Here is a 25,634-nt window from a genome sequence, read left to right as displayed (position 1 = left end):
GACGCGGACGGCGAGAGGAGTGATCCGTATGCCGGCCGGTTCGAACCAGAAGCGGGAACGCCAGTACGAGCACATCAAGAAGAGCGCCCAGGACCGCGGTGAGAGCACCTCGCGCGCCGAGGAGATCGCCGCGCGGACGGTGAACAAGGAGCGTGCCCGCTCCGGCGAGTCCAGGACCGCCGGCCGTACGTCCACCGAGGACATGTCCTCCGGCGGGAGGGGCGGGCAGCGGTCCGGGAAGGGCTCGCGGGGTCCGACCTACGACCAGCTGTACGAAGAGGCCAAGCAGCGCAACATCCACGGGCGTTCGGACATGAACAAGGGCCGGCTCAAGCAGGCGCTGGGCAAGTGAGGCTCACCGGGGCGCCTCGCGGTGCCGCTCCAATTCCGGCGCCGTCTTGGTGGCGACGAACTCGGTGACGCGGTAGGCGCAGACGCCCGCGCCGACGAACGGGTCGGTCGCGGCGATCCGCTCGATCGCGGCGCGGTCCTCCGCGACGGCCAGGATCACGCCGCCGTCGCGGGGGTCCTTGGGCCCGGACGCGAGGAAGGTCCCCTTCGCGTACTGCTCGTCGAGCCACCCCACATGGGCCTCCAGCACGGTGTCGACGGCCTCGATCGGTGCGGTGTAGGTCAGCTCCAGCACGAACATGATCGCGAGCCTATCGCCGGGCCCGTACGCTCGTGCCCACCATGACGACCGTAAGCATTCCCGCGGGCTGGCCCGCGACCGAGGAGGAAGCCCGCGCCGTCCAGGACGAGCTGCGGGCGCGGGTGGTGCTCGACGAGCCGGGGCCGCCGCCCGGATCCGGGCACGTGACCGGCGTGGACGTGGCCTACGACGACGAGCACGACGTGGTCGCCGCCGCGGCGGTCGTACTCGACGCGGCGACCCTCGACGTGGTCGCCGAGGCCACGGCCGTCGGCCGGATCTCGTTCCCCTACGTCCCGGGCCTGCTCGCCTTCCGCGAGATCCCCACGGTGCTGGCCGCTCTCGACGCCCTGCCCTGCCCGCCCGGCCTGGTCGTCTGCGACGGCTACGGCCTGGCCCACCCCCGCCGCTTCGGCCTCGCCAGCCACCTCGGCGTCCTCACCGACCTGCCCACGATCGGCGTCGCCAAGAACCCCTTCACCTTCACCTACGAAGCCCCCGCCGCCCCCCGAGGCTCCTGGACCCCCCTCCTGGCAGCGGACGAGGAGGTCGGCCGTGCCCTGCGCACCAGCGACTCCGTCAAGCCGGTCTTCGTCTCGGCGGGCCACCGCGTGAGCCTGGAAACCGCCTGCGCCCACACCCTGGCGCTGGCCCCCGAATACCGCCTGCCGGAGACGACCCGCAAAGCGGACTCACTGTGCCGGAAGGCGCTGAAGGAGGCGGCTACCTGACGGGGCGGCACCGCAGGATCTGAGTACCGGGACTGAGTACCCGTACGGATGCCGCCGCCCCGCAGCGATCGGCAGGGTGGGTGCATGACGACGCACCGCTCCCCGAAGCCCCTCGTTGATCCTGATCGTCCTGTTGAGCGTGCCGTGACGGCTGCGCTGGTGGTGGCCACCCTGGCCGGGCTGGGGTGGATCGTCGGGATGATCTACACCATTGCCGGGTGGCCGCTGTAGGGCGATTCAGCGGGTGGCGGCCACCCTGAAGGTGATGCCTGCCGCGCGCAGGCGTTCGATCAGGGTGTTGCCCATGGCCACCGCCGTGGTGACCTGGCCTGCTGTGGGGGGCAGTTCGTCGAAGGCGAGGCAGAGGGCCGACTCGGCGAACATCTTCGCCGTCTCGCCGTAGCCGGGGTCGCCGCCGGAGACCTCTGTGAAGACGCGCCTGCCGCCGCCCTCGCCGACGAAGCGGACCGAGAACCAGCTCCTCGCGCGCTTCTCCGGCCCCGGTCCCTCGCCGGGCTTGAGCCGGTCCGACAGCCAGCGCCGGGCCGGCGGCAGCTGGGCGGCCGAGAAGAGCGCGCCCATCGCCGCGACCCCGCCGACCGCGACGGGAAGAGTTCGTACGGCGGCGTAGTGGCGGTAGCGGAAGTCGGGGCCGTAGCGCTCCAGGGCCCGCGCGGACCGCTTCACGATCTGCGGGTCGATCGTCGGCAGCGGCAGCGCCCACGCCCCCACCTCACCCACGAACCGGGGCACACCCGTCGGCGCCTGCGCCCGGCGCCCCATCAGCCGCGGCTCGTGGCGGGCCCGGTCACGCGCTGCGGCGATCATCTGGCGCCCGCGCGCGAACTGGCCGAGCGCCGAGGCGAACGTACCGCCCGAGAAGGTGGCGTCGGCCGTCACGAACCCGTCCACCGCAAGCGGCACGTCCTGCGGCAGCTGCTGCACGGTGAAGTACGCGCCCAGGTCGTGCGGGATCGAGTCGAAACCGCAGGCGTGCACCAGCCGCGCACCCGTCTCACGCGCGCGTGCGTCGTGCCGGACGTACGTCAGGTCCACGAACTCCGGCTCACCCGACAGGTCGAGATAGTCGGCGCCGGTGTCCGCGCAGGCGGCGACGAGATCCTCGCCGTACTTCACATAGGGGCCCACCGTCGTGGCCACCACCCGCGCCTGCTCGGCGAGCCGCCGCATGGACGCCGGATCGGCTACGTCCGCCTCCAGCACCCCGACCCCCTCGCCGCCCGGCAGCGACTCGCGCAGCCGCTCCAGCTTCTCGGCGCTGCGCCCGGCGATCGCCCAGCGCAGGCCCTCGGGCGCGTTCTCCGCGAGGTACTCCGCGGTGAGTACCCCGACGAAGCCCGTCGCTCCGAAGAGCACGATGTCGTACGGACGATCCGTCCTGCTCAGCCTGCTCATGACACCCCTCGGTCCCGCACCACGCGCCGTTGTCGGTGGCCGAGGCTAGCGTGAGGTGTGCGGAGCCCGACGACGAGCCCGGAGGTATGCGGTGGCCGTGCCCAGGTCTGCCCTGAAGAAGTGGGAAAAAGTGCGCGAGTTCGCGCTCGGCATGCCCGGCGCGGTCGAGGAGTTCCCCTGGGGCGAGACGGTCGCGAAGGTCAACAAGAAGGTGTTCGTCTTCCTCGGCGTCACCGACGGCAGCTATCCGATCGGCGTCACCGTGAAGCTAAAGGACGAGGCGGCCCACGCGCACGCCCTGACCTGCCCCGGCGCCGAGCCCGCCGGATACGGCCTGGGCAAGGCGGGCTGGGTCGGCATCCCGTTGGAGCAGCAGGGCGCCCCGGCGGCGGAGCTGCTGTGCGACTGGGTCGAGGAGAGCTACCGCACGATCGCGCCGAAGCGGCTGATAGCGGAGCTCGAAGCGCGCTGATTGCGCGGGGTGGGTTCGCGGTCAGGCTCCCGGCGAGTAACTTCCTAAGCGCTTGCTCTTGTATCCGCCGGGACACTTTCTTAGCATCGCTGGTGTTACAGCAGTAGTGTCAAACCCCTGGGGGCAGGATGGCGACGACGCCAGGACAGGGCCCGCTGACCGGCGTGCGCGTGGTCGAGCTGGCCGGGATCGGGCCCGGCCCGTTCGCCGCCATGCTCCTCGCCGACCTCGGCGCGGACGTCGTCCGCGTCGACCGGCCGGGCGGCACCGGGCTGGCCATCAACACCGAGTACGACATCACCAACCGCAACAAGCGCTCGGTGATCATCGACCTGAAGTCCCCCGACGGCCCCGCGCGCGTCCTCGACCTCGCCGCCCGCGCCGACATCCTCATCGAGGGCTACCGCCCCGGTGTCGCCGAACGCCTCGGCGTCGGCCCAGAGGCCTGCCACGCCCGCAACCCCGCGCTGGTCTACGGCCGGATGACCGGCTGGGGCCAGGACGGACCGCTCGCCGAGCGCGCCGGCCACGACATCGCGTACATCGCGGTCACCGGCACCCTCGGCATGATCGGCAACCCCGACGAACCACCCGCCGTCCCCGCCAACCTGGTCGGCGACTACGCGGGCGGCTCCCTCTACCTCGTCGTCGGCGTCCTCGCCGCCCTGCACCACGCCCGCGCCACCGGCTCCGGCCAGGTCGTCGACGCCGCGATCGTCGACGGCACCTCCCACCTCTCCGCGATGATCCACGGCATGCTCGCGGCGGGCGGCTGGCAGGACCGGCGCGGCGCCAACCTCCTGGACGGCGGCTGCCCGTACTACGGCACCTACGAGACCGCCGACGGCCGGTACATGGCGGTCGGCGCCCTGGAACCGCAGTTCTACGACGAGTTCCTCCGCCTGCTCGGCGTCGAGAACCTCGCCTCCGCCCGCAAGGACTTCTCCCGCTGGGGCGAGCTGCGCGACGCTGTCGCCGCCCGCTTCAAGTCCCGCACCAGGGACGAGTGGACGGCCGTCTTCGAGGGCTCCGACGCCTGCGTGGCCCCCGTCCTGTCCCTGCGCGAGGCCCCGCAGCACCCGCACCTCGCCGCCCGCGGCACCTTCACCGACCACGGCGGCATCACCCAGCCCGCCCCTGCGCCCCGGTTCTCCGCGACCCCGACGGCCGTCCGGACGGGCCCGGCCCAGCCCGGCGCGGACACCGCCGACGTGGCGCGCGACTGGGACGTACCCGACCTTGTGCAGCACCAGGAACCCACGAAGGGCCTCGAATGAAGCGGCAGATCTTCGCCCCCGAGCACGACGCGTTCCGCGCGACCGTGCGCAGCTTCCTGGACCGGGAGGTGCTGCCGCACTACGAGCAGTGGGAGAAGGACGGCATCGTCTCCCGCGACGCCTGGCGCGCGGCAGGCAAGCAGGGCCTGCTCGGCTTCGCCGTGCCCGAGGAGTACGGAGGCGGCGGCACCGACGACTTCCGCTACAGCGCCGTCCTCGCCGAGGAGTTCACCCGCGCGGGCGCCCCGGGCCTCGCCCTCGGCCTGCACAACGACATCATCGGCCCCTATCTGACGAGCCTCGCCACCGACGAGCAGAAGCGCCGCTGGCTGCCGGGCTTCTGCGACGGCTCGATCATCACCGCCATCGCCATGACCGAACCCGGCGCCGGCTCCGACCTCCAGGGCATCCGCACCCACGCCGAGGACCGCGGCGACCACTGGGTGCTCAACGGCTCCAAGACGTTCATCTCCAACGGCATCCTTGCCGACCTGGTGATCGTCGTCGCGAAGACGACGCCCGAGGGCGGCGCGCGCGGCCTGTCGCTGCTCGTCGTCGAGCGGGGCATGGAAGGCTTCGAACGCGGCCGTAACCTCGACAAGATCGGCCAGAAGTCGCAGGACACCGCCGAGCTGTTCTTCCACGACGTCAAGGTGCCCAAGGCCAACCTCCTCGGCGACCTCGACGGCGCCTTCGTGCACCTGATGACGAACCTCGCGCAGGAGCGCCTGAGCATCGCCGTCGCCGCGATCGCCGCCGCCGAGCACCTGCTGGAGATCACCACCGAGTACGTCAAGGAGCGCGAGGCGTTCGGCCGGCCGCTGGCGACCAAGCAGCACATCCGCTTCGAGGTGGCCGAGATGGCCACCGAGTGCGCGGTCACCCGCACCTTCCTCGACCGCTGCATCGAGGACCACGCGAACGGGGAGCTCGACGCCGTCCACGCCTCCATGGCCAAGTGGTGGGCGACCGAGCTCCAGAAGCGCGTCGCCGACCGCTGTCTGCAACTGCACGGCGGCTACGGCTACATGAGCGAGTACCCCGTCGCCAAGGCCTTCACCGACGGCCGCATCCAGACCATCTACGGCGGGACGACCGAGATCATGAAGGAGATCATCGGTCGTTCCCTGCTCGGCTAACCCTCGTTGAAAGGCTTTCCAGTGAGCACCGAAGCGTATGTGTACGACGCGATCCGCACCCCGCGCGGCCGCGGCAAGGCGAACGGCTCCTTGCACGGCACCAAGCCCATCGACCTGGTCGTAGGCCTCATCCACGAGATCCGCGACCGCTTCCCCGGCCTGGACCCGGCGGAGATCGACGACATCGTGCTCGGCGTCGTCGGCCCGGTCGGCGACCAGGGCTCCGACATCGCCCGTATCGCCGCCATCGCCGCCGGACTGCCCGACACGGTCGCGGGCGTACAGGAGAACCGCTTCTGTGCCTCCGGCCTGGAGGCCGTCAACATGGCCGCCGCCAAGGTCCGTTCGGGCTTCGAGGACCTCGTCCTCGCGGGCGGCGTCGAGTCCATGTCCCGGGTGCCGATGGCCTCGGACGGCGGCGCCTGGTTCAACGACCCGATGACCAACCTGTCCACCAACTTCGTGCCGCAGGGCATCGGCGCCGACCTCATCGCCACCATCGAGGGCTTCTCCCGCCGCGACGTCGACGAGTACGCGGCGCTCTCCCAGGAGCGGGCGGCCACGGCCTGGAAGGAGGGCCGCTTCGACCGGTCCGTCGTCCCGGTCAGGGACCGCAGCGGCCTGGTCGTCCTCGACCACGACGAGCACATGCGCCCCGGCACCACCGCCGACTCCCTCGCCAAGCTGAAGGCGTCCTTCGCGGACATCGGCGACCTGGGGGGCTTCGACGCCGTCGCGCTCCAGAAGTACCACTGGGTCGAGAAGATCGACCACGTCCACCACGCGGGCAACTCCTCCGGCATCGTCGACGGCGCCTCCCTCGTCGCCATCGGCAACAAGGAGGTCGGCGAGCGCAACGGCCTCACCCCGCGCGCCCGGATCGTCTCCGCCGCCGTCTCCGGCTCCGAGCCCACCATCATGCTCACCGGCCCCGCGCCCGCCACCCGCAAGGCCCTGAAGAAGGCCGGCCTGACCATCGACGACATCGACCTCGTCGAGATCAACGAGGCGTTCGCGGCGGTCGTCCTGCGCTTCGTCAAGGACATGGGACTGTCCCTGGACAAGGTCAACGTCAACGGCGGCGCCATCGCCCTCGGCCACCCGCTCGGCGCGACCGGTGCCATGATCCTCGGCTCGCTCGTCGACGAACTGGAGCGCCAGGACAAGCGGTACGGCCTCGCCACGCTCTGCGTCGGCGGCGGCATGGGCATCGCCACCATCGTCGAGCGCATCTGACCCCCTCCCGACGGATCACACGGAGCACCTCCACATGAGCACTGAATCCACCACCATCCGCTGGGAACAGGACCGCGACGGCGTCGTCACCCTCGTCCTGGACGACCCGAACCAGTCCGCGAACACCATGAACCAGGCGTTCCGCGACTCCCTGGCCGTGATCGTGGACCGGCTGGAGGCGGAGAAGGACACCATCCGCGGTGTCATCATCACCTCCGCCAAGAAGACCTTCTTCGCCGGCGGCGACCTGCGCGACCTCATCCGGGTCACCCCGGAGACCGCGCAGGACCTCTTCGAGGGCGGCATGGCGATCAAGCGCCAGCTGCGCCGCATCGAGACCCTGGGCAAGCCGGTCGTCGCCGCGCTGAACGGTGCGGCCCTGGGCGGCGGCTACGAGATCGCCCTCGCCTGCCACCACCGCGTCGCCCTCGACGCGCCCGGCTCCAAGATCGGCTGCCCCGAGGTCACCCTCGGCCTGCTGCCGGGCGGCGGCGGCGTGGTGCGCACCGTCCGTCTGCTCGGCATCGCCGACGCCCTGCTGAAGGTCCTCCTCCAGGGCACCCAGTACAACCCGCAGCGCGCCCTTCAGAACGGCCTCATCGACGACGTGGCCACCACGCAGGACGAACTGCTCGCCAAGGCACGAGCGTTCATCGAGGCCCACCCCGAGTCGCAGCAGCCCTGGGACAAGCCGGGCTACCGCATCCCCGGCGGCACGCCCGCCAACCCCAAGTTCGCCGCGAACCTGCCCGCCTTCCCGGCCAACCTGCGCAAGCAGACAGCCGGCGCGCCTTACCCGGCCCCGCGCAACATCCTAGCGGCCGCCGTCGAGGGCTCCCAGGTCGACTTCGAGACCGCGCAGGTCATCGAGGCGCGCTACTTCGTGGAGCTGGCGGCGGGCCAGACCTCGAAGAACATGATCCAGGCGTTCTTCTTCGACCTCCAGGCCGTCAACTCCGGCGCCAACCGCCCCAAGGGCATCGAGCCCCGCAAGGTCCGCAAGGTCGCCGTCCTCGGCGCCGGGATGATGGGCGCCGGCATCGCCTACTCCTGCGCCCGCGCGGGCATCGACGTCGTCCTGAAGGACGTGTCGGCGGAGGCCGCCGCCAAGGGCAAGGCGTACTCGGAGAAGCTGTGCGCGAAGGCGGTCTCCCGGGGCCGTACGACGCAGGAGAAGGCCGACGCGCTCCTCGCTCGCATCACGCCCACCGGCGACCCGCAGGACGTGGCCGGCTGCGACGCGGTCATCGAGGCCGTCTTCGAGAACCCGGAGCTCAAGCACAAGGTCTTCCAGGAGATCCAGGGGATCGTCCAGCCGGACGCGCTGCTGTGCTCCAACACCTCGACGCTGCCGATCACCGTCCTCGCCGAAGGCGTGGAGCGCCAGGCCGACTTCATCGGACTGCACTTCTTCTCGCCCGTCGACAAGATGCCGCTCGTCGAGATCATCAAGGGCGAGCGGACCGGCGACGAGGCGCTGGCCCGCGCGTTCGACCTGGTCCGGCAGATCAACAAGACGCCGATCGTCGTCAACGACTCCCGCGGCTTCTTCACCTCCCGCGTCATCGGCCACTTCATCAACGAGGGCGTGGCGATGGTCGGCGAGGGCATCGAGCCCGCGTCGGTCGAGCAGGCGGCGGCCCAGGCGGGCTACCCCGCCAAGGTCCTGTCCCTGATGGACGAACTGACGCTCACGCTGCCCCGCAAGATCCGCAACGAGTCCAAGCGGGCCGTGGAGGAGTCGGGCGCCACCTGGACCGCGCACCCCGCCGAGGCCGTCATCGACCGCATGGTCGACGAGTTCGAGCGCCCCGGACGCAGCGGCGGAGCCGGCTTCTACGACTACGACGAGAACGGCAAGCGGGCCGCGCTGTGGCCGGGCCTGCGCGAGCACTTCACCCGTGAGGGCGCGCAGATCCCGTTCCGCGACATGCAGGAACGCATGCTCTTCTCCGAGGCCCTGGACACGGTCCGGCTGGTGGAGGAGGGAGTCCTCACCTCCGTCGCCGACGCCAACATCGGCTCCATCTTCGGCATCGGCTTCCCCGGCTGGACGGGCGGTGTCCTGCAGTACATCAACGGCTACGAGGGCGGAGTCGCCGGCTTCGTGGCACGCGCGCGTGAACTGGCGCAGACGTACGGCGAGCGGTTCACCCCGCCCGCGCTGCTGGTGGAGAAGGCGGAGAACGGGGAGAACTTCGGCGACTGACGCCGTAGCGCCACATACCGTTCAGCGATACGCCGACCTTGCTCCCCGGGGAACGGGGCACCCAAGCTGGCGGACGAACCGTCCTCCCGCACAGGTCCCCTTCCCCGAGGAGCCCCCCCATGGGATCCCGCCCCGCCCTCGCCCTGCTGGACATCCTGCGCGGCGAGGGCGTGGACCGCGTCTTCGGCAACCCCGGCACCACCGAACTGCCCTTCCTGGCAGCGCTGTCGGAGACCGAGGGCGCCCCCGAGTACGTCCTCGGCGTGCACGAGGGCGCCGTCGTGTCGATGGCCGACGGATACGCGCGCGGCACCGGCCGCCCCGCGTTCGTGAGCCTGCACATCGCAGCGGGCCTCGCCAACGGGCTGATCGGCCTGCTCAACGCCCGCCGCTCCCGCACCCCGCTGGTGGTGACGGCCGGCCAGCAGGACCGCCGGCACCTCCAGCAGGACCCGATGCTCGCCGGTGATCTGACGGGCCTCGCGGCACCCGCGGTGAAGGCTGCGTACGACATCCGGTACGCCCATGACCTGCCGCTCGCCCTGCGCCGGGCCTTCGCGCTCGCGGTACGGCCGCCCGCCGGGCCGGTGTTCCTCTCCCTCCCCATGGACCTGCTCGCCGAGGACACCGAGATCGAGGTCCCGGCCCGCACCCCCGCACCCGCCCAGGGACCCGCCCCGGGCCTGGAACGCGCCGCCCTCCTGCTCGGCGACGCAGCCCGCCCCGCGATCGTCGCCGGGGACGGCGTGGGCCGCGAGGACGCCCTCGGCGCGCTCGTGCGCACCGCGGAGGCCTGCGGCGCGACCGTCCATCACCAGCCGATGAGCGACGGCCTGAACTTCCCGACCACGCACCCCCTCTACGCCGGGATGCTGCCGCCGCGCCACGACGCCATCCGCTCCGCGCTCGGCGCGTACGACGCCGTGCTGATCGCCGGGGCGCACGCCTTCACCCCGCACCACTACACGCCCGGCCCCGCGCTGCCCCCCGGCCTCACCGTCGTACAACTCGACTCCGACCCGGACGAGATCGGCCGCAACTTCCCCGTCGACGCCGGGCTCGTCGGCGCCCTCGGACCCTCCCTGCACCGGCTCGCCACGCTGGTGGCCGACCGTGTCCCCGAGCACACCGCGAAGGGCCGCGTCGAGCGGGCGGGCGAACGGCACGCAGTAGAGCGCGACCGCGCCGAGGCCGCCGCCCGCGCCGCCTACTCCCCGGCCCCGCTCGCCCCCTGGGCCGCCGCGCATGCCGTGGCCGCCGGCCTGCCGCCCGGTGCCGTGGTCGTCGAAGAGGCCATCACCGTCGGCCTGTTGTTACGCCGCATGGTGCGCCTGGAGCGAGCCGGCAGCTACACCCACACCGTCGGCGGCGGACTCGGCTGGGGCATCGGCGCCGCCGTCGGCCGCGCACTCGCCGAACCCGGCCGGCCCGTGGTCGCCGTCCTCGGCGACGGCGGCACCCTGTTCGGCCTCCAGGGCCTGTGGAGCGCGGCACGGCTGGCCGTCCCCGTGCTGTTCGTGGTGATGGGCAACGGCGCCTACCGCACCCTCCAGGACACCTACGAGGCGATGGGCGGCAAGGGCGTCTGCCCCGGCACCGACCTCGGGCAGCTGGACTTCACCCGGGCCGCAGGCTTCTTCGGCGTCGACGCCGTACGCGCCCAGAGCGCGGCCCACCTGCGTGAACTGGTCGCCGGGGCGGGCCACTTGAGCGGGCCGCTCCTGGTCGACGTACCGCTGCGCGCGTGACGGCGACTCACAGGGACCCGCACCTTGTCACCGCACCCCCGAGCCACCACCATCGGTCCATGACGGACGGCCCGCTGCCCAAGTCCGTGCTCGCGCGCGGCGTCCTGCTGCTGCGTGCCTGCGGTGGCTCCGACACCGCCCTCACCCTCGCCGAACTCGCCCTGCGCACGGGGCTGCCCAAGCCGACCGCGCACCGCCTCATCGGGGAACTGGTCCGGCTCGGCCTCGTCGAGCGCACACCCGAGGGCACCTACCGCATCGGGCTCGGCCTCTTCGTCCTCGGCCAGTCGGCGCCGTCCGTGCGCGAACTGTGCGACGCCGCGCTGCCCTACCTCGGCGACCTGCACGACGCCACGCAGGAGAACGTGCACCTGGCCGTCCCGGACGGCACCGACACCCTGTTCCTGGAGAAGGTCACCGGCCGCCGCGCCACGCCCATCGTGTCCCGCACCGGGGGCCGGCTGCCCGCCCACTGCACCGCCACCGGCAAGGTCTTCCTCGCGCTCGCCGAGGACGGCCGTCCACCGCACCGCACCCTGCCCCGCCTCACCCCGCGCACCCTCGTCCTGCCCGGCCAGCTCGCCCGCGACCTGGCGCTGACCCGGGCCCGCGGCTTCGGCGTCAACCTGGAGGAGGCCGAGGTCGGCGTCTCGGCCGTGGCCGCCCCCGTCTACGCCCGCGGCCGTGACTCCCGCCCCATCGCCGCGATCTCCGTCACCGGCGGCACCCGCAGGCTCGACGTGGAACGCCTCGGCGCCCGGGTGTGCGCCGCGGCACGGGCGCTGACCCGGGCGCTGTCGGCCTGAACAGGGGTTTCAAGAATCGTCCAAGGTCCGCGCAAAGCGGTGTCCCTAGCTTCATGGACGTATCCGGAAACACGACCGGGAAGCAGGGGACCTATGCGTACGAAGCAGATCATGCGTTCACTCGGAGTTGCCGCCGCCGGGGCCGCACTGGCCGTCGGTGTCTCGGCGGGCACCGCCAACGCGGCGTCGAGCTGGAACCTCCAGTACACCCAGGGCGACCTGGTGGGCGCGCACGCCTGGGGCACCGTCAGCCTGTCCGGCGGGCGGTACTACGTCAAGGTGAACATCCGCGACACCAAGGCCGACTCGCACGGCGCCCGGGTGTACCTGCGGGCGACCTACCAGGACGGGTGGGGCGGCGACCGGACCGAGGTCCTCTCCGCCTCGGGATCGGGCGCCGAGAACAGCTACACCTGGAACTTCGACGACACCGTGTCCTGGTTCGAGGCCAAGGAGTGCCTCACGGAACAGGGCGCCGACTGGACCTGCGCCGACTACAGCAAGATCTACGGCAGCCCGTGACGCCGGGCCGCCACTGACGACACGCGTGGGCCCGCTCCCTGTCCGGTGGAGCGGGCCCGTCCGCCTCAGTCGCCGCTCGGGCGCTGCATCGCGACCGCCAGCGACCGCTCCGTCAGCCGGCTGCCGCTCAACTCTCCGTCGACCCGCCCGCGCACGAACACCAGCACCCGGTCGCACACCTCCGTCAGCTCCGCGAGGTCCGTCGAGGCGATCAGCACGGCCGCCCCGCCCGCCGCCAACTCGCCGATGATGCGGTGCATCTCGCCCCGTACCCCGACGTCCACACCCCGCGTCGGGTCGTCCAGCACCACGATCCTCGGCTCCGTCGCCAGCCACTTCGCGAGGACGACCTTCTGCTGGTTGCCGCCGGACAGCCGGGCCACGACGTCGTACGGGCCGCCGCGCAGCCGCAGCCGCTCCGTCAACCCGGCCGTACGGCGCACGAGTTCGGCCCGTGACGGCATGACGCCGCCGCGCCCCAGGCCCAGCCAGCTCACCGCGGTGGCGTTCTCCCACACCGCGCGGTCCGTCATCAGCCCGTACCGCTTGCGGTCGCTCGGCACGAAGGCGACGCCCGCGCGGATCGCGTCCCGCAGCGAGCGCGGCAGACCACGGCCGCCGACGTCCACCCGGCCCGCCGAGATCGCCGTACGGCCGCACACCACCTCCAGCGCGTCGAGATGCCCGGCACCTTGCAGCCCGGCGACCCCCACCACCTCGCCGGCCCGCACAGTTAACGTCACGTCCGCCAGCCGCCCCGGCACGCTCACCTGCGACAGCACCACCGGCGGCGCCAGATCGACCACGGTCCGGGTCCGGCGCTCCGGCTGCTCGGGACGGCCGCCGAGCATCGCGGCCACCAGCTCGGGCACGTCGACCTCCGTCCGGCGCACCCCCGACAGCGCGACCCGCCCGTCCCGCAGCACCGTGACCCGGTGCGCGAACCGCATCACCTCGGCCAGGAAATGGGTGACGTACAGGACGGCGATTCCGCGTCCGGTGAGGGCGTGCAGGACCCGTTCGAGCCGGTCGACGGCGGCGGCCGGGAGCGCCGAGGTCGGCTCGTCGAGGACGAGGAGCCCGGGGTCGCGCAGCAGGGCCCGGGTGATCTCCGTCAACTGCTGGTCGGCCAGCGGGAGTTCACCGACCCGCGCGTCCAGGTCGACGTCGAGCCCCAGCTCGTCGAGGACGGGCCGGGCCGCCCGGTCCATGGCGCCGCGGTCGAGCAGGCCGTGGCGGCGCGGTGGCCGGTGCGGGAAGAGGTTCTCCCGCACCGTGAGGTCCGGGAAGAGACTCAACTCCTGGGCCACCATGGCGATCCGGGTGCCCGGGGCCGCGCGCACGGCACCCGCGTCCGCCGCCCGCGTCCCCGACAGGATCCGCACCAGCGTCGACTTGCCCGCGCCGTTCTCCCCGACCAGCGCGTGCACCTCACCGCCCCGCAGCCGGATGCCGGCCCCGTCCAGCGCCCGCACACCGCCGTAGGACTTGACCAGGCCCCGCGCCACGAGGACGTCGCCGTACGTCATCTCAGCGGGCGTCCTTCAACGGGTGCATGTTGCCGGCCTGGTCGCCGAGCAGCTTGTCGATCGCCGGCCGGTACCAGTCGTAGGCCGCCTTCGCCGACTTCTGCCGGGCGATGATGTCGTCGATGTTGGCGGAGTCGACGACGCCGCCGGGGGAGAGGAACCAGCCGTCCGGCAGCCTGCCGTCCTTCTCGCGTACCGACTTAATCAGCATCGCCGTGGACAGATAGCCCTTGAGGAAGTGCTGCGGGTCGATGGTGACGAAGTTCGAGCCGTCCTGGACCGCTTCGAGCGTCTTCGGATCGACGTCGAAGCCCGCGGTCAGCCACTTCCCGTCCTTCGCCTTCTTGATCCTGGCGAGGTTGTAGCTGTCGGCGTCACCGACACCGAGGAAGGCGAGCGCGTCCGGGTGCGCGTTCACCTGCGCCGACCAGGAGCTGTAGTTCTGCCCGGGATCGCTGTACGTCTGGAAGGGGCCGAGCACCTTCACGCCCGGCGCCTGCTTCCCGAACGTGTCGGCGATGCCCTGGGCCCGGCTGTCCAGCACGGGCGTGCCGGGGTTGGGCACGCCGATGACGATCTGGCCCTCCGGGTCGTCGCCGAGCCGCTTCAGAGCCTCCTTCGCCATGAGCTCGCCGAGCGCGTAGTTGTCGTTGCCGACGTAGAAGGTGACCTTGCTGCCGTCGGTGGGCGCGGTGTCCAGGGCGACGATCGGGATGCCCCGGTCGACGGCCCGGGCGGCGGGGCGCGTGAAGATCGGCGGGTCGAGGTTCTCCAGGACGATGCCGTCCTCGGCGCGGGTCGTGAGGTTCTGGAACAGCTGCACCTCGGCCGGTCCGTCGGTGTTGGGCGGGCCGACGGCCTTGAAGTCGACGTCGCCCGCGTGCTCGGCGGCGCTCTCGGCGCCCAGCACCATCTCGTGGGCGAAGTTCAGGGAGATGTTGGCGACGGCGATGCCCATGTCCAGCCGGTCGCCCTCGCCGGGGCCGCTGTCGCCGCAGCCGACGGCGGTGAGCAGCACCAGCGCGGCGGCCACCGTACGGAATCGGGGGTGCATCACGGCCTCCAGGCTCACTCGCGACGGCGTCCGCCGCGGCGCAGGGCGCTGTCCGCCGCGACCGCGACGAGGATCACCCCGCCGGTCGCGAACGACGTCCAGTTGATGGGGACTTCGAAGAACACGAGCCCGGCGGCCACGACCGACAGGATCATCGCGCCGGCCACCGCACCGACCACCGAGCCGCGTCCGCCGGCCAGCGGGGTGCCGCCGATGATGCACGCGGCGATGGCCTGCAACTCGTAGCCCTGGCCCAGGGTGGGGTCGCCGGCGCCGTAGAAGGCGAGGGCGAGCGCGGCGGCGCAGGCCGTGGTGAACCCGGACAGCGCCAGGGCCTGGATCCGGGTGCGGACGACGGGGATGCCGCTGAACTCGGCGGCGTCCGGATTGGACCCGATCGCCCGCACCCGCGCCCCGAACCGGGTGCGGGCCAGCACGACCGCGAGCACGACGACCACCGTCAGCAGCACCCACAGCGCGAACGGCACCCCGCCCGGATCGCCGCCCGCGAACGTGAAGAACGAGTCGTCCAGCGGCAGATCGGTGATCTGCCTGCCGTCGGCGAGCGCCAGCCCGACACCCCGGTACAGCATCAGCGTGCCCAGCGTGACGATGAACGACGGCAGCGCGAGCAGCGTGGTGACCAGCGCGTTGAACACACCCAGCACGATCCCGGTGACCAGGACCACAGGCACCGCCAGCCAGGGCGGTACGCCTTCGCGCACCAGCAGCGCCCCGACGACCAGGCACATCGCGTAGCCGCCGCCCACCGAAAGGTCGACCTCGCGCATGGCGAGCGCGAACACCATCCCGCACGCCATCAGCGAGATGTAGACCGAGTTGTGCGCGGTGGACAGCAGGTTGTCCGTGTCGAGGAAGTCCGGGTACGGAATCCCGATCGCGGCCACCAGCAGCGCCAGCACCAGCAGTACGCCGAGCTCGTCCCGCACCGGTCGGCGCCGCCCGGGCCACCGTTTCCCGCCGTCCCGTGCACGGGCGCGCGGGGCGTGGGAGGCGTCGTCCACGGCACGCTCGGTATCGGTCATCGGGCACGGCTCCCGTACGTACGGCCTGCGCCGGGGCGGCGTCGGCGGTGGCGCTGAGGCGTCGTCCCGCAGCGTCGGTCCGGCGGGGCCGGGCGGCAACCACGGCGTTCCGGCGAGTGGAATGCGCCCTTGCCCGACCGCTGACGGGTCATCACACTCGCCCCATGGAGACGCGTACCGCCCTGGTGACCGGAGCGGCACAGGGCCTCGGACAGCAGTTCGCCGTCGCGCTCGCGGGGCGCGGCTACCGGGTCGCCGGCCTGGACCTCGTCCCCCAGCCGGAGACCGCGGGGAAGATCCTCGACTACGTGGAGTTGACGGCCGACGTCACCGACGAGACGCAGGTCCGCCGGGGGCTGGAGCGTGTCATCGACCGGTTCGGCGCGCTGCACGTCGTCGTCAACAACGCGGGCGTGTACCCGGCGCAGCCCTTCGAGGAGACGTCGGTCGAGGAGTGGCGCCGGATCATGCGGGTCAACCTGGAGGCGCCGTTCCTGGTGACCCGGGCCGCGCTGCCGTATCTGAAGGCCGCCGGGTGGGGCCGTGTCGTCAACATCGCCTCGGCGGCCGTCCTCACCGCGCCGCCCACGATGGTCCCGTACGTCGCCTCGAAGATGGGCCTGATCGGCTTCACCCGCGCGCTGGCGGCGGCCCTCGCGCCGAACGGCATCACGGTCAACGCGATCGCGCCGAGCATGGTCCGCACGGCGACGGCTGAGCGCACGGTGGGCGCGGGCGGCGGCTTCGAGTCGGTCCGCGAGCGGCAGGCCGTGCCCCGGACCCAGGAACCGTCCGACCTGGTGTCGACGCTGCTGTACGTCGTCGACGAGGGCAGCGGCTTCCTCACCGGGCAGACGCTCAACGTGTCAGGCGGATCCGCGTTCCTCTGAGCCGCCGCCCAGCCACTGCCGCAGCTCCTCGCGCAGGGACCGCTGAAAGGTCGTCAGCAGGGCCTGCACGATGACGGGTTGCATATAGGCGGACAGCGACTTCACGTCCTGCGCGTCGCGTTCCGACACCTCGTCGCGGAAGAGCTGCGACAGTTCGTGCGCCGCCGCCCGCGAGTGCTCGATGAGGACCGTGCGCGACGCGAGGATCGCGTCCTGGGACAGCGGCACGTCCAGCAGCCCGACGCCGAGCCGCAGCAGCCCGAGGTCCACGCGGTACTCGCCGTCCCCCTCACCGGCCTCGACCACACCCATCGCGGCCAGCCGCTCCAGGTCGTCGTCGCCGAGGGCGCGCCCCGCCCGCCGCTCCAGCTCCTCCCGCGACACCGTCTCCACGGTCTCCGGCGCCCAGGAGGCCACCACGGCCCGGTGCAGGGCGAGGTCGTGGGCGTCCAGATCCGCCGGCAGCTGCTGGAGATACCGCTCGATCGCCGCGAGCGTCATGCCCTGCTGCTGAAGCTCCTCGATGAGCGCCAGCCGGGCCAGGTGCTCGCGCCCGTAGTGCCCCACCCGGCGCGGGCCGATCACCGGCGGCGGCAGCAGACCCCTGGTGCCGTAGAACCGCACCGTGCGGACCGTCATCCCGGCGCGCGCGGCCAGTTCGTCGATCGTGAGGGTGGGCTGGGTCGGTTCCTCGGTGCCGGTCGTCATGTGCAGCAGTATCGCTGTCTCACCACTGCTGTGACACCTGCCGGGACCACTGGGACGGCCGTGTGAGAAGTAACGCTCTGTGACGTATGCCACCGCATGGGGAGCGTTCCGTGGGGGAAGGTGGCCCCTTGGTCTGTGCCTTTTACGGAGGGCGCAGGCCATACGTTCGTCCGGACACCCGAGCGCGACCCGCTCGGGCGCACCAGAGATTGGTACCACCCGTGAGCAAGGACGCCGTGAACACGGCAGTGGCCGCATCCCGCACCGACGCGGCCCAGGTGCCCGCGGACGCGGGCGACGCCGGTTACAGCAAGGACCTCAAGGCCCGCCACGTCAACATGATCGCCATCGGCGGGGCCATCGGCACCGGCCTCTTCCTCGGCGCCGGCGGTCGCCTCCACAACGCGGGCCCGGCCCTCGCGATCGCCTACCTCGTCTGCGGCGTCTTCGCCTTCTTCGTCGTGCGCGCCCTGGGCGAACTGGTCCTCTACCGCCCCTCGTCCGGCTCGTTCGTGTCGTACGCGCGTGAGTTCCTCGGCGAGAAGGGCGCCTACGTCGCCGGCTGGATGTACTTCCTGAACTGGTCGACGACCGGCATCGCCGACATCACCGCGATCGCGCTCTACACGCACTACTGGAGCCTGTTCACCGACATCCCGCAGTGGGTGCTGGCCCTGATCGCGCTGGCGGTCGTGCTGGCCGTGAACCTGATCTCGGTGAAGATCTTCGGCGAGATGGAGTTCTGGTTCGCGATCATCAAGGTCGCCACGCTGGTCGGCTTCATGTTCGTCGGCATCTTCCTGCTCGCCACCCAGCACGAGGTGGGCGGCACGACGCCCGGCGTGAGCGTGATCGCCGACAACGGCGGTGTCTTCCCGCACGGCATGATGCCCGTCGTCCTGGTCATGCAGGGCGTGATCTTCGCGTACGCCGCGCTGGAACTCGTCGGTGTCGCCGCGGGTGAGACCGCGGAGCCGGAGAAGGTCGTCCCGCGCGCGGTGAACTCGATCATGTGGCGCGTCGGCCTCTTCTACGTCGGCTCGGTCGTCCTGCTCGCGCTCCTCCTCCCCGGCTCGGTCTACTCGGCCGACGAGAGCCCCTTCGTCACCGTCCTGTCGAAGATCGGCGTCCCGGCGGCCGGTGACGTGATGAACCTGGTGGTCCTCACGGCCGCCATGTCCTCCCTCAACTCCGGCCTCTACTCCACCGGCCGCATCCTGCGCTCCATGGCGATGGCGGGCTCGGCCCCGAAGTTCACGGCCCGCATGAACCGCAGCCAGGTGCCCTACGGCGGCATCCTGCTCACCTGCGCGGTGTGCGTGCTCGGCGTCGGCCTGAACTACCTGATGCCCAGCCAGGCCTTCGAGATCGTGCTGAACGTGGCGTCCCTCGGCATCATCTCCACCTGGGTGATCATCATGGTCTGCCACCTGGTCTTCGTCCGCCGCGCGAAGGCCGGCCTGCTTCAGCGCCCCTCCTTCCGCCTCCCCGGCAGCCCCGTCACCGAGATCGCCACGGTCGTCTTCCTGCTCGCCTGCCTCGGCATGATGTGGAACGACCCCGAGGTCGGCCGCAAGACCCTCCTCCTCATCCCGGTGATCGCCGCGATGCTGGTCACCGGCTGGTACGCGGTCCGCCGCCGCGTGAACCACACGGAGGACCAGGAACTGTCCGAGCTCACGAAGTAATTCCGGGGCCGCTGTCAGTCCCGGCCTCTACGGTGGCGTCATGTCGGAGATCACTTACATCCGGGGTGACGCCACCGTTCCGTCGGTGAAGGGCGTCAAGGTGATCGCCCATGTCTGCAACGACATCGGGGGATGGGGAAAGGGCTTCGTCCTCGCGATATCGCGCCGCTGGCCGGAGCCGGAGAAGTCCTACCGGGCCTGGCACCGCGAGCGCGCGTCCAACGACTTCGGGCTGGGCGCGGTCCGGTTCGTCCAGGTCGAGCCCTACGTCTGGGTGGCCAACATGGTCGGGCAGCGCGGCATCCGCACGGGCAGCAAGGGCGTTCCCGTGCGCTACGAGGCGATCGACGCCGCGCTGGAGAGGCTGGCCGAGAAGGCCGCCGACCTCGGCGCGTCGGTCCACATGCCCCGGATAGGGTGCGGGTTGGCCGGCGGCAAGTGGTCCCGGGTCGAGCCGCTGATCACCGATCGGCTGGTGCGACGAGGGATCGCCGTGACGGTCTACGACCATGGGGAGGGCCCGAGTTGAGCCGCGACATCGATGTGCTCGTGCTGGGTGGGGCGGGCGTCGACACCATCGTGTACGTGCCGGAACTGCCGCTGCCGTACGCCGACAGCTACATGATCGACTCGGGTATCCGCACCCGCGCCGGGCAGACCGGTGACTTCGTCGCCCTGGGCCTGACCGCGCTCGGCCTGCGGGTCCATCACCTCGACATGCTCGGCGACGACCCCGAGGGCGACCTGGTCCGCGCCCTCCACGCTGAGAAGGGCATCGCCCTGACCGCGATCCCGCAGCCCGCGGGGACGAAGCGGGCCGTCAACCTCGTGAGCCCCGACGGCAGAAGGCTGTCGCTGTACGACACCAGCCGCGGCCACGCCGACGACCGCCTCCCGGAGGCCACGGTGACCGCCCTGGCCGGCGCGAGCCGCCACGTCCACGTCGCCATCACCCAGCCCTGCGCCCACGCCCTGCCCCTCCTGCGCGAGTCGGGCGCGACGCTCTCCACCGACCTGCACGACTGGGACGGCGAGAACCCGTACCACGAGTCCTTCGCACAGGCCGCGGACGTAGTCTTCCTGTCCGCCACCGCCCTGACCGACCCCGAGCGCACCATGCGCCGCATCGCCGACCGGGGCCGGGCCGAGGTGGTCGTCGCCACGGCGGGCGCGAAGGGCGCGTACGTACTCGCCGACGACGAACTGACCCGCCTGCCCGCCGCGACCCCGCCCGCGCCGGTGGTGGACTCCAACGGCGCGGGCGACGCCTTCGCCGCCGCGTTCCTCTACGCCTGGCTCAACCGGGAGACCCCGGCCCGCAGCGCCCTGTACGGCACCATCGCAGGCGCCCACGCCTGCACGATCCCGTCGACGGAGGCGGCGGCAATTGGCCTGGACGATCTGCTCACGTGGGCCGCAACCCCCTAAGGGGCGCGGGGAACTGCGCGATCAACCACAGCGCACCCGCAGCCGCCCGACAACCCGACGCGGCACCCCAGTGGCGAACTCAGTGCCCGTGCACCTCATTCGTCGCAGCGATCTTCTTCCACGACTTCGGCTGCACCGTCGCCGCCGACTTGGCGATCGACGCACTACGCGCCGCAGGCGCCCCCGGCTTGGACGGCTGGAACAACCACGTGTCGAACAGCGCGGCCAGCGGCTTGCCGGACACCTCCTCGGCGTACCGCACAAAGTCGGCCACCGAGGCGTTGCCATACGCGTACTTGGCAGGCCACCCCTTCAGAATCGCGAAGAACGCGTCGTCCCCGATCTCGTTGCGCAGCGCCTGAAGCGCCAGCGCCCCCCGGTCGTACACGGCGATGTGGAACTGGTTCTCCGGCCCCGGATCCCCGGGCTCGACCGACCAGAACGCGTCGTCGGCCGCCCGCGACGCGTACACGTAGTCGGCGATCTCCTGAGCCGTCCCCTCACCCTCGTGCTCGGACCACAGCCACTGCGCGTACCGCGCGAAGCCCTCGTTGATCCAGATGTCCTTCCACTTCTTCACGGACACCAGGTCACCCCACCACTGGTGGGCCAGCTCATGCACGACGACGGACGTGTTCGACCCGTTCGCGAAGTTCGAGGGGCTGTAGAACGGCCGGGTCTGCGTCTCCAGCGCGTACCCGGTGTTCGTGTTCGGCACATACCCGCCGAGCGCGTTGTACGGATACGGCCCGAAGTACTCGCTCAGCCAGTCGGCGATCTCGCCGGTCCGCTCGATGCTCGCCCGCGCCGCCCCCGCCCGGTCGCCGAGATCCTTGCTGTAGGCGTTGATGACCGGAATTCCACTCTCGGACGTCCCCGTGGTGACGTCGAAGCGGCCCGCCGCGAACGTGGCCAGATATGTGGCCTGCGGCTTGTTGGAACGCCAGTTGTACCGGGTCCAGCCCGCCCGCGAACTCGTCGACTGGAGCGTCCCGTTGGAGATGAACTGCGTACCGTTCGGCACCTGCACCGACACGTCGTAGGTCGCCTTGTCGAGCGGGTGGTCGTTGCTCGGGAACCACCACCACGCCCCCTCGGGCTCACCTGCGGCGACACCGCCGTCCGAGGTGCGCAGCCACGCGTTGAAGCCGTACGCCTCCTTCGTCGACGGCACCCCGCGGTAGCGCACGACGACGGTGACGGACGTGCCCTTGGCCAGCGCCTTGTTCGGCGTGATCTCCAGCTCGTGCTCGCCCGAGGTCGCGAAGGACGCCTTCGCGCCGTTCACCCGCACCTCGCTGACGTCCAGCAGGAAGTCCAGGTTGAACCGGGAAAGGTCCTGCGTGGTCTTCGCCAGCAGGGTGGCCGTGCCCTCCAGCTCGTCCGTGGCCGGCTGGTACTTCAGCCGCAGGTCGTAGTGGGAGACGTCGTAGCCGCCGTTGCCGTAGGCCGGGTAGTAGGGGTCGCCGATGCCCGGGGCTCCGGGGGAGAGGCTCGCCGCCGACGCCGGGATCGCCAGCATCAGCGAGGCAGCAGCCAGCGCGCCCGGCGCCATGATTCTGCGGTGCACGAAAGCTCCAAGTCGTAGGGGGTGGAGTCTGTCCGGAGCCTATTGAGTACCTGTGCCTCCTGCGTGTCCATGACCACCCGTGTCACACGATCGCCATTCGGCCGACATGAGCGGATCCGCCACAAGGGTGTTTATCGGCCACCCGTGACCTCATGCGGCGTCAGTCGCCCTCTTCTGCACAGGAGTTGACCGATGTACCGTCCGCGCATGCCGAAACGCACGCGCTTCACGATCTGGAGACCGCTCGCGACGGCGGCCGCAGCCGCCCTGATGGCCATGTTCCTCGTGCCCACGACGGCACAAGCCGGCCCCGGGGCGAGTGGCCCGCGGGAGAGCACACCCGTCTACTCCTACGACAACGCCGTCCGCGAGGCCGTCTGGGTGGACACCGGACTCGACCTCGACCGCGACGGCGGCCACGACCGCGTCGCCGTCGACATCGTCCGGCCCCGCGAAGCGGCCGCCGAGGGCCGCAAGGTGCCCGTCATCATGGACGCCAGCCCGTACTACTCCTGCTGCGGACGCGGCAACGAGAGCCAGAAGAAGACGTACGACGCGAGCGGCAACATGGTCCAGGCGCCGCTGTACTACGACAACTACTTCGTGCCCCGCGGCTACGCGTTCGTCGGCGTCGACCTCGCAGGCACCAACCGCTCCGACGGCTGCGTGGACGTCGGAGGCCGCTCCGACATCCTCTCCGCGAAGGCCGTCGTCGACTGGCTGAACGGCCGCGCGAAGGCGTACACGACCCGCACCGGCACCACCACCGCCAAGGCGACCTGGACCAACGGCAGAACCGGCATGATCGGCAAGAGCTGGGACGGCACCATCGCCAACGGCGTCGCCGCGACCGGTGTCAAGGGACTGCGGACCGTCGTCCCGATCAGCGCCATCTCCTCCTGGTACGACTACTACTTCCAGCAGGGCGCCCCGCTCTACGACTCCGGCCCCGACTGGCTCTCCGACTACGTCGACAGCCCCGACGCCCGCGCCAAATGCGGCGCCGTCCAGCAGATGCTCGCCGACGGCGCCCCGCGCACCGGCGACTGGACGCCCCTGTGGACCGAGCGCGACTACGTCAAGGACGCCCGCAAGGTGAAGGCCAGCGTCTTCGCCATCCACGGCATGCAGGACCTCAACGTCCGGATGAAGCACCTCGGCCAGTGGTGGGACGCCCTCGCGAAGAACGGCGTCGAGCGCAAGATCTGGCTCTCCCAGACCGGCCATGTCGACCCCTTCGACTTCCGCCGCGCCGACTGGGTCAAGACCCTGCACCGCTGGTTCGACCACGAACTCCTCGGCTACGACAACGGCATCGACCGCGAGCCGATGGCCGACATCGAGCGCCACCCCGACCAGTGGGTCACCTCCAAAGCCTGGCCGCCGCGCGGCACCGACACCGCCACCCTGCGGCCCGCCAAGGGCACCCAGGCCGGCGTCGGTACCCTCGGCCTGCGCCCCGGCAAGGGCACCGAGACCTTCACCGACGACCCGCAGCACAGCGAGACCGACTGGGCCACGCAGATCGACGCGTCCACCCCGGACAAGGCCGGCTTCACGACCGGCCCGCTCACCCGCGACCTGCGTCTGTCCGGCTCCTCCGAGGTCACCGTCACCGCCACCCCGTCCACCTCGACGGCCCACCTCTCCGCCGTCCTGGTCGACCTCGGCCCCGACACCATCCGCGACTACGCGGCGAGCGGTGAGGGCATCAGCACGCTCACCGACCGCACCTGCTGGGGCGCGAGCACCACGGGCGACAGCGCCTGCTTCAAGGAGACGAAGGCCAGGACCGCCGACGTCGACCACACGGTCGTCAGCCGCGGCTGGGCCGACCTCGGCAACCACGCCTCGGACCACAAGGGCGTACCGCTCACCCCGGGCAAGGCGTACACGATCACCCTCGACCTGGCCGCCACCGACCACGTCGTCCCGGCCGGCCATCGCCTGGCCCTGATCGTCGCGGGCACGGACAAGGACCTGATCGACCCTCCGTCGTCCAGGCCGACCCTCACCCTCGACCTCTCCCGCACCAAGGCCCGCGTCCCGCTGGTCGGCGGCGCCGGAGCCTTCGCGCGCGCCATCGCCGGCGCCCCGTCGGCCGCACCCGCGGCCGAGCCCCTCGACGGCGTGACGAGCGCGCCGCGACCCGCCCACCGCATCCCGGAGGGAGCCCGTTGAACCGCGTCCGAGCCCTCACCCTGACCGCGGCGGCCCTCGCCGCGTCCCTGGTGGCCGTGCCCGCCCGAGCCGCCGACTCCCCGCCCCGCACCGGCTTCGAGCAGACGAACGGGGCCCGCTGGACCAGCCAGCCCGAGGAGCAGGACTTCCTGGCCGCCGTCGACAGGGCGAGCGAGAGGGTCTCCGTCGACCGGATCGGGACGACCAAGCAGGGCCGCCCGCTCCAACTGGTCCGCATCGGAGAACGCCCCGCGGCGAACAAGGTGCTCCTCGTGTGCAGCCAGCACGGCGACGAACCCTCCGGCCGCGAGGCGTGCCTTTCCACGATCCGCGACCTGGCCTACGCCAAGGACCGGCAGACCCGGCGCTTCCTGGAGCGCACCACCCTGCTGGTCGTGCCCACCGCCAACCCGGACGGCAGGGCCGCCGACACACGCGGCAACAGCGACGGCGTCGACATCAACCGCGACCACCTGGCGCTGGCGACCGCCGAGGGACGCGCCATGGCCGCGCTCGTCCGCGACCGCCGGCCCGACGTCATCTACGACCTCCACGAGTACGGCGCCACACCCCCGTACTACGACAAGGACCTGTTCGACCTGTGGCCCCGCAACCTCAACACGGACGACGACGTCCACGACGAGGCGCGGGCCCTGTCCGAGTCGTACGTGCGCCCGGCCGCGGCGGACGGCGGCTACTCGACCGGCACCTACGGCATCTGGACCGACCCCGAGACGGGCGATCCGATCCGGCAGGTCGCCGGTGACGGTCAGGAACGCATCCTGCGGAACATGTCCGGCGTCAAGCACTCCGTCGGCCTGCTCATCGAGAGCCGCGTCGACCCCCTCACCGAGGCGGAGAAGGCCGACCCGGCGCTGAACAACCGGCGCCGTGTGCACTCCCAACTCGCCGCGCTGGGCGGGCTGTTCGACTTCACCGACGACCGGCGCGGCCGGATCGAGGCGGCCACCGGCCTGGCCCGTCTGACCGGTTACGCCGACACCGGGCCCGTGTACGTGGGCGGAGCCGACAACGACCCGCCCGAGATCACCGAGGTGATCCAGGACCCGCCCTGCGGCTACCGGCTCACCGACGACCAGTACGCCCAGGTGAAGGACGAACTGGCCCTGCACGGGGTGCGGACCCACGGCACCTACGTCCCGCTCCGCCAGTCCCTGCGCGCCCTCGTCCCGTTGCTCCTCGACGAACGAGCCCCGTACCACCTCACGGTCGGCGAGCCCGACACCGACTGCTGAGCTGCTGTGATCGGCGGGATCTGTGGTAGGTCCTGGGAAACGACGTGGAAACCGGCGTATCCACGGGTTCCAGGGG

24 protein-coding genes are annotated in these 25,634 nt (G+C 71.5%); 17 read left to right on the top strand and 7 right to left on the bottom strand.

Going from position 1 to position 25,634, the window contains the following annotated elements; translation table 11 throughout:
- Positions 1-28: 28 nt before the first annotated feature.
- Positions 29-352 carry a plasmid stabilization protein gene (locus CP983_RS06650; protein WP_150498914.1) on the top strand — a complete coding sequence of 108 codons (324 nt, stop codon included), beginning with the start codon at positions 29-31 and terminating at the stop codon, positions 350-352.
- Positions 353-355: 3 nt separating this feature from the next.
- On the opposite strand, the gene CP983_RS06645 is transcribed toward CP983_RS06650, so the two are convergent.
- Positions 356-652 (bottom strand): YciI family protein, encoded by a 297-nt coding sequence (locus CP983_RS06645; protein ID WP_150498913.1) that lies wholly within the window; start codon positions 650-652, stop codon positions 356-358.
- Between the two features lie 41 nt (positions 653-693).
- Here CP983_RS06645 and CP983_RS06640 point away from each other — a divergent pair, with 41 nt between their 5' ends.
- Positions 694-1,383, top strand: a complete 690-nt coding sequence (locus tag CP983_RS06640; protein ID WP_150498912.1) for an endonuclease V — start codon at positions 694-696, stop codon at positions 1,381-1,383.
- Positions 1,384-1,467: 84 nt separating this feature from the next.
- Positions 1,468-1,614, top strand: a complete 147-nt coding sequence (gene mmpA, locus CP983_RS43905) for a morphogenic membrane protein MmpA (protein ID WP_163017079.1) — start codon at positions 1,468-1,470, stop codon at positions 1,612-1,614.
- 6 nt (positions 1,615-1,620) lie between these two features.
- Here the strand turns inward: mmpA and CP983_RS06635 are convergent, their stop codons facing one another.
- On the bottom strand, positions 1,621-2,799 hold the full coding sequence (locus CP983_RS06635) for a saccharopine dehydrogenase family protein (RefSeq protein WP_150498911.1): 1,179 nt from the start codon (positions 2,797-2,799) through the stop codon (positions 1,621-1,623).
- A 91-nt stretch (positions 2,800-2,890) separates the two neighbouring features.
- On the opposite strand from CP983_RS06635, the gene CP983_RS06630 reads away from it, so the two are divergent.
- The 8 genes from CP983_RS06630 (at position 2,891) to CP983_RS06595 (ending at position 12,208) form a co-directional block, all read left to right on the top strand.
- The gene (locus CP983_RS06630) at positions 2,891-3,271 is read left to right on the top strand and encodes an MmcQ/YjbR family DNA-binding protein (RefSeq protein ID WP_150498910.1); all 381 of its coding nucleotides are present in this window, start codon (positions 2,891-2,893) and stop codon (positions 3,269-3,271) included.
- 128 nt (positions 3,272-3,399) lie between these two features.
- Entirely contained in the window at positions 3,400-4,548 is a 1,149-nt protein-coding gene (locus CP983_RS06625; protein WP_150498909.1) for a CaiB/BaiF CoA transferase family protein, read from the top strand.
- A complete protein-coding gene (locus CP983_RS06620) occupies positions 4,545-5,687 on the top strand; it encodes an acyl-CoA dehydrogenase family protein (RefSeq protein WP_107908240.1) in 1,143 nt (380 codons plus the stop codon). Before CP983_RS06625 ends, CP983_RS06620 begins: the two co-directional genes overlap by 4 nt.
- Positions 5,688-5,708: 21 nt before the next feature.
- Positions 5,709-6,923, top strand: coding sequence for an acetyl-CoA C-acetyltransferase (locus CP983_RS06615; RefSeq protein ID WP_107908241.1), 1,215 nt, complete (start codon positions 5,709-5,711; stop codon positions 6,921-6,923).
- Positions 6,924-6,957: 34 nt separating this feature from the next.
- Complete coding sequence (locus CP983_RS06610; RefSeq protein WP_150498908.1) at positions 6,958-9,132, top strand: 3-hydroxyacyl-CoA dehydrogenase NAD-binding domain-containing protein; 2,175 nt, start codon at positions 6,958-6,960, stop codon at positions 9,130-9,132.
- A 119-nt stretch (positions 9,133-9,251) separates the two neighbouring features.
- Entirely contained in the window at positions 9,252-10,880 is a 1,629-nt protein-coding gene (locus CP983_RS06605) for a thiamine pyrophosphate-binding protein (RefSeq protein WP_150498907.1), read from the top strand.
- A 59-nt stretch (positions 10,881-10,939) separates the two neighbouring features.
- Positions 10,940-11,686, top strand: coding sequence for an IclR family transcriptional regulator (locus CP983_RS06600; RefSeq protein WP_150498906.1), 747 nt, complete (start codon positions 10,940-10,942; stop codon positions 11,684-11,686).
- Positions 11,687-11,779: 93 nt separating this feature from the next.
- The gene (locus CP983_RS06595) at positions 11,780-12,208 is read left to right on the top strand and encodes a hypothetical protein (RefSeq protein WP_167537664.1); all 429 of its coding nucleotides are present in this window, start codon (positions 11,780-11,782) and stop codon (positions 12,206-12,208) included.
- A gap of 65 nt (positions 12,209-12,273) precedes the next feature.
- Here CP983_RS06595 and CP983_RS06590 read toward each other — a convergent pair whose 3' ends face one another.
- From CP983_RS06590 to CP983_RS06580, 3 genes are read right to left on the bottom strand one after another with little or no spacing between them, the layout of a single operon-like run.
- Positions 12,274-13,737 carry a sugar ABC transporter ATP-binding protein gene (locus CP983_RS06590; protein ID WP_150498904.1) on the bottom strand — a complete coding sequence of 488 codons (1,464 nt, stop codon included), beginning with the start codon at positions 13,735-13,737 and terminating at the stop codon, positions 12,274-12,276.
- A 1-nt stretch (position 13,738) separates the two neighbouring features.
- Positions 13,739-14,791 carry a sugar ABC transporter substrate-binding protein gene (locus CP983_RS06585; protein ID WP_150498903.1) on the bottom strand — a complete coding sequence of 351 codons (1,053 nt, stop codon included), beginning with the start codon at positions 14,789-14,791 and terminating at the stop codon, positions 13,739-13,741.
- 14 nt (positions 14,792-14,805) lie between these two features.
- Positions 14,806-15,837 carry an ABC transporter permease gene (locus tag CP983_RS06580; RefSeq protein WP_150498902.1) on the bottom strand — a complete coding sequence of 344 codons (1,032 nt, stop codon included), beginning with the start codon at positions 15,835-15,837 and terminating at the stop codon, positions 14,806-14,808.
- A 164-nt stretch (positions 15,838-16,001) separates the two neighbouring features.
- On the opposite strand from CP983_RS06580, the gene CP983_RS06575 reads away from it, so the two are divergent.
- Positions 16,002-16,727: an SDR family NAD(P)-dependent oxidoreductase gene (locus tag CP983_RS06575; RefSeq protein ID WP_150498901.1), complete on the top strand. Its 726-nt coding sequence runs from the start codon at positions 16,002-16,004 to the stop codon at positions 16,725-16,727.
- Here CP983_RS06575 and CP983_RS06570 read toward each other — a convergent pair.
- Positions 16,704-17,435: a MerR family transcriptional regulator gene (locus tag CP983_RS06570; protein ID WP_107908248.1), complete on the bottom strand. Its 732-nt coding sequence runs from the start codon at positions 17,433-17,435 to the stop codon at positions 16,704-16,706. The genes CP983_RS06575 and CP983_RS06570 overlap by 24 nt on opposite strands.
- A 221-nt stretch (positions 17,436-17,656) precedes the next feature.
- Here CP983_RS06570 and CP983_RS06565 point away from each other — a divergent pair, with 221 nt between their 5' ends.
- The 3 genes from CP983_RS06565 to CP983_RS06555 are packed head-to-tail and all read left to right on the top strand — an operon-like array spanning position 17,657 to position 20,551.
- The gene (locus CP983_RS06565; RefSeq protein WP_107908249.1) at positions 17,657-19,123 is read left to right on the top strand and encodes an amino acid permease; all 1,467 of its coding nucleotides are present in this window, start codon (positions 17,657-17,659) and stop codon (positions 19,121-19,123) included.
- A gap of 40 nt (positions 19,124-19,163) precedes the next feature.
- Entirely contained in the window at positions 19,164-19,652 is a 489-nt protein-coding gene (locus tag CP983_RS06560) for a macro domain-containing protein (RefSeq protein ID WP_150498900.1), read from the top strand.
- The gene (locus CP983_RS06555) at positions 19,649-20,551 is read left to right on the top strand and encodes a PfkB family carbohydrate kinase (protein WP_150498899.1); all 903 of its coding nucleotides are present in this window, start codon (positions 19,649-19,651) and stop codon (positions 20,549-20,551) included. Before CP983_RS06560 ends, CP983_RS06555 begins: the two co-directional genes overlap by 4 nt.
- A 79-nt stretch (positions 20,552-20,630) precedes the next feature.
- Here the strand turns inward: CP983_RS06555 and CP983_RS06550 are convergent, their stop codons facing one another.
- Positions 20,631-22,121: a M1 family metallopeptidase gene (locus CP983_RS06550; protein ID WP_189748471.1), complete on the bottom strand. Its 1,491-nt coding sequence runs from the start codon at positions 22,119-22,121 to the stop codon at positions 20,631-20,633.
- 207 nt (positions 22,122-22,328) lie between these two features.
- Here CP983_RS06550 and CP983_RS06545 point away from each other — a divergent pair, with 207 nt between their 5' ends.
- Entirely contained in the window at positions 22,329-24,302 is a 1,974-nt protein-coding gene (locus tag CP983_RS06545) for a Xaa-Pro dipeptidyl-peptidase (protein WP_150498898.1), read from the top strand.
- Positions 24,299-25,558 carry a M14 family metallopeptidase gene (locus tag CP983_RS06540; RefSeq protein WP_150498897.1) on the top strand — a complete coding sequence of 420 codons (1,260 nt, stop codon included), beginning with the start codon at positions 24,299-24,301 and terminating at the stop codon, positions 25,556-25,558. The genes CP983_RS06545 and CP983_RS06540 overlap by 4 nt, the downstream gene beginning before the upstream one ends.
- Positions 25,559-25,634 lie beyond the last annotated feature (76 nt).

The organism is Streptomyces chartreusis (assembly GCF_008704715.1).
Lineage (GTDB): Bacteria > Actinomycetota > Actinomycetes > Streptomycetales > Streptomycetaceae > Streptomyces > Streptomyces chartreusis.
The sequence above is the reverse complement of the archived record's forward strand: the minus strand, read 5'-3'. Positions and strand labels throughout refer to the sequence as shown.

Bases quoted from the DNA above. Each gene is read 5' to 3' on its own strand.
- CP983_RS06545 (WP_150498898.1), top strand. From the start codon at position 22,329: ATGCCGAAACGCACGCGCTTCACGATCTGGAGACCGCTCGCGACGGCG.
- mmpA (WP_163017079.1), top strand. From the start codon at position 1,468: ATGACGACGCACCGCTCCCCGAAGCCCCTCGTTGATCCTGATCGTCCT.
- CP983_RS06580 (WP_150498902.1), bottom strand. From the start codon at position 15,837: ATGACCGATACCGAGCGTGCCGTGGACGACGCCTCCCACGCCCCGCGC.
- CP983_RS06560 (WP_150498900.1), top strand. From the start codon at position 19,164: ATGTCGGAGATCACTTACATCCGGGGTGACGCCACCGTTCCGTCGGTG.
- CP983_RS06620 (WP_107908240.1), top strand. From the start codon at position 4,545: ATGAAGCGGCAGATCTTCGCCCCCGAGCACGACGCGTTCCGCGCGACC.
- CP983_RS06645 (WP_150498913.1), bottom strand. From the start codon at position 652: ATGTTCGTGCTGGAGCTGACCTACACCGCACCGATCGAGGCCGTCGAC.
- CP983_RS06650 (WP_150498914.1), top strand. From the start codon at position 29: ATGCCGGCCGGTTCGAACCAGAAGCGGGAACGCCAGTACGAGCACATC.
- CP983_RS06605 (WP_150498907.1), top strand. From the start codon at position 9,252: ATGGGATCCCGCCCCGCCCTCGCCCTGCTGGACATCCTGCGCGGCGAG.
- CP983_RS06625 (WP_150498909.1), top strand. From the start codon at position 3,400: ATGGCGACGACGCCAGGACAGGGCCCGCTGACCGGCGTGCGCGTGGTC.
- CP983_RS06610 (WP_150498908.1), top strand. From the start codon at position 6,958: ATGAGCACTGAATCCACCACCATCCGCTGGGAACAGGACCGCGACGGC.
- CP983_RS06590 (WP_150498904.1), bottom strand. From the start codon at position 13,737: ATGACGTACGGCGACGTCCTCGTGGCGCGGGGCCTGGTCAAGTCCTAC.
- CP983_RS06635 (WP_150498911.1), bottom strand. From the start codon at position 2,799: ATGAGCAGGCTGAGCAGGACGGATCGTCCGTACGACATCGTGCTCTTC.
- CP983_RS06595 (WP_167537664.1), top strand. From the start codon at position 11,780: ATGCGTACGAAGCAGATCATGCGTTCACTCGGAGTTGCCGCCGCCGGG.
- CP983_RS06640 (WP_150498912.1), top strand. From the start codon at position 694: ATGACGACCGTAAGCATTCCCGCGGGCTGGCCCGCGACCGAGGAGGAA.
- CP983_RS06585 (WP_150498903.1), bottom strand. From the start codon at position 14,791: ATGCACCCCCGATTCCGTACGGTGGCCGCCGCGCTGGTGCTGCTCACC.
- CP983_RS06570 (WP_107908248.1), bottom strand. From the start codon at position 17,435: ATGACGACCGGCACCGAGGAACCGACCCAGCCCACCCTCACGATCGAC.
- CP983_RS06575 (WP_150498901.1), top strand. From the start codon at position 16,002: ATGGAGACGCGTACCGCCCTGGTGACCGGAGCGGCACAGGGCCTCGGA.
- CP983_RS06600 (WP_150498906.1), top strand. From the start codon at position 10,940: ATGACGGACGGCCCGCTGCCCAAGTCCGTGCTCGCGCGCGGCGTCCTG.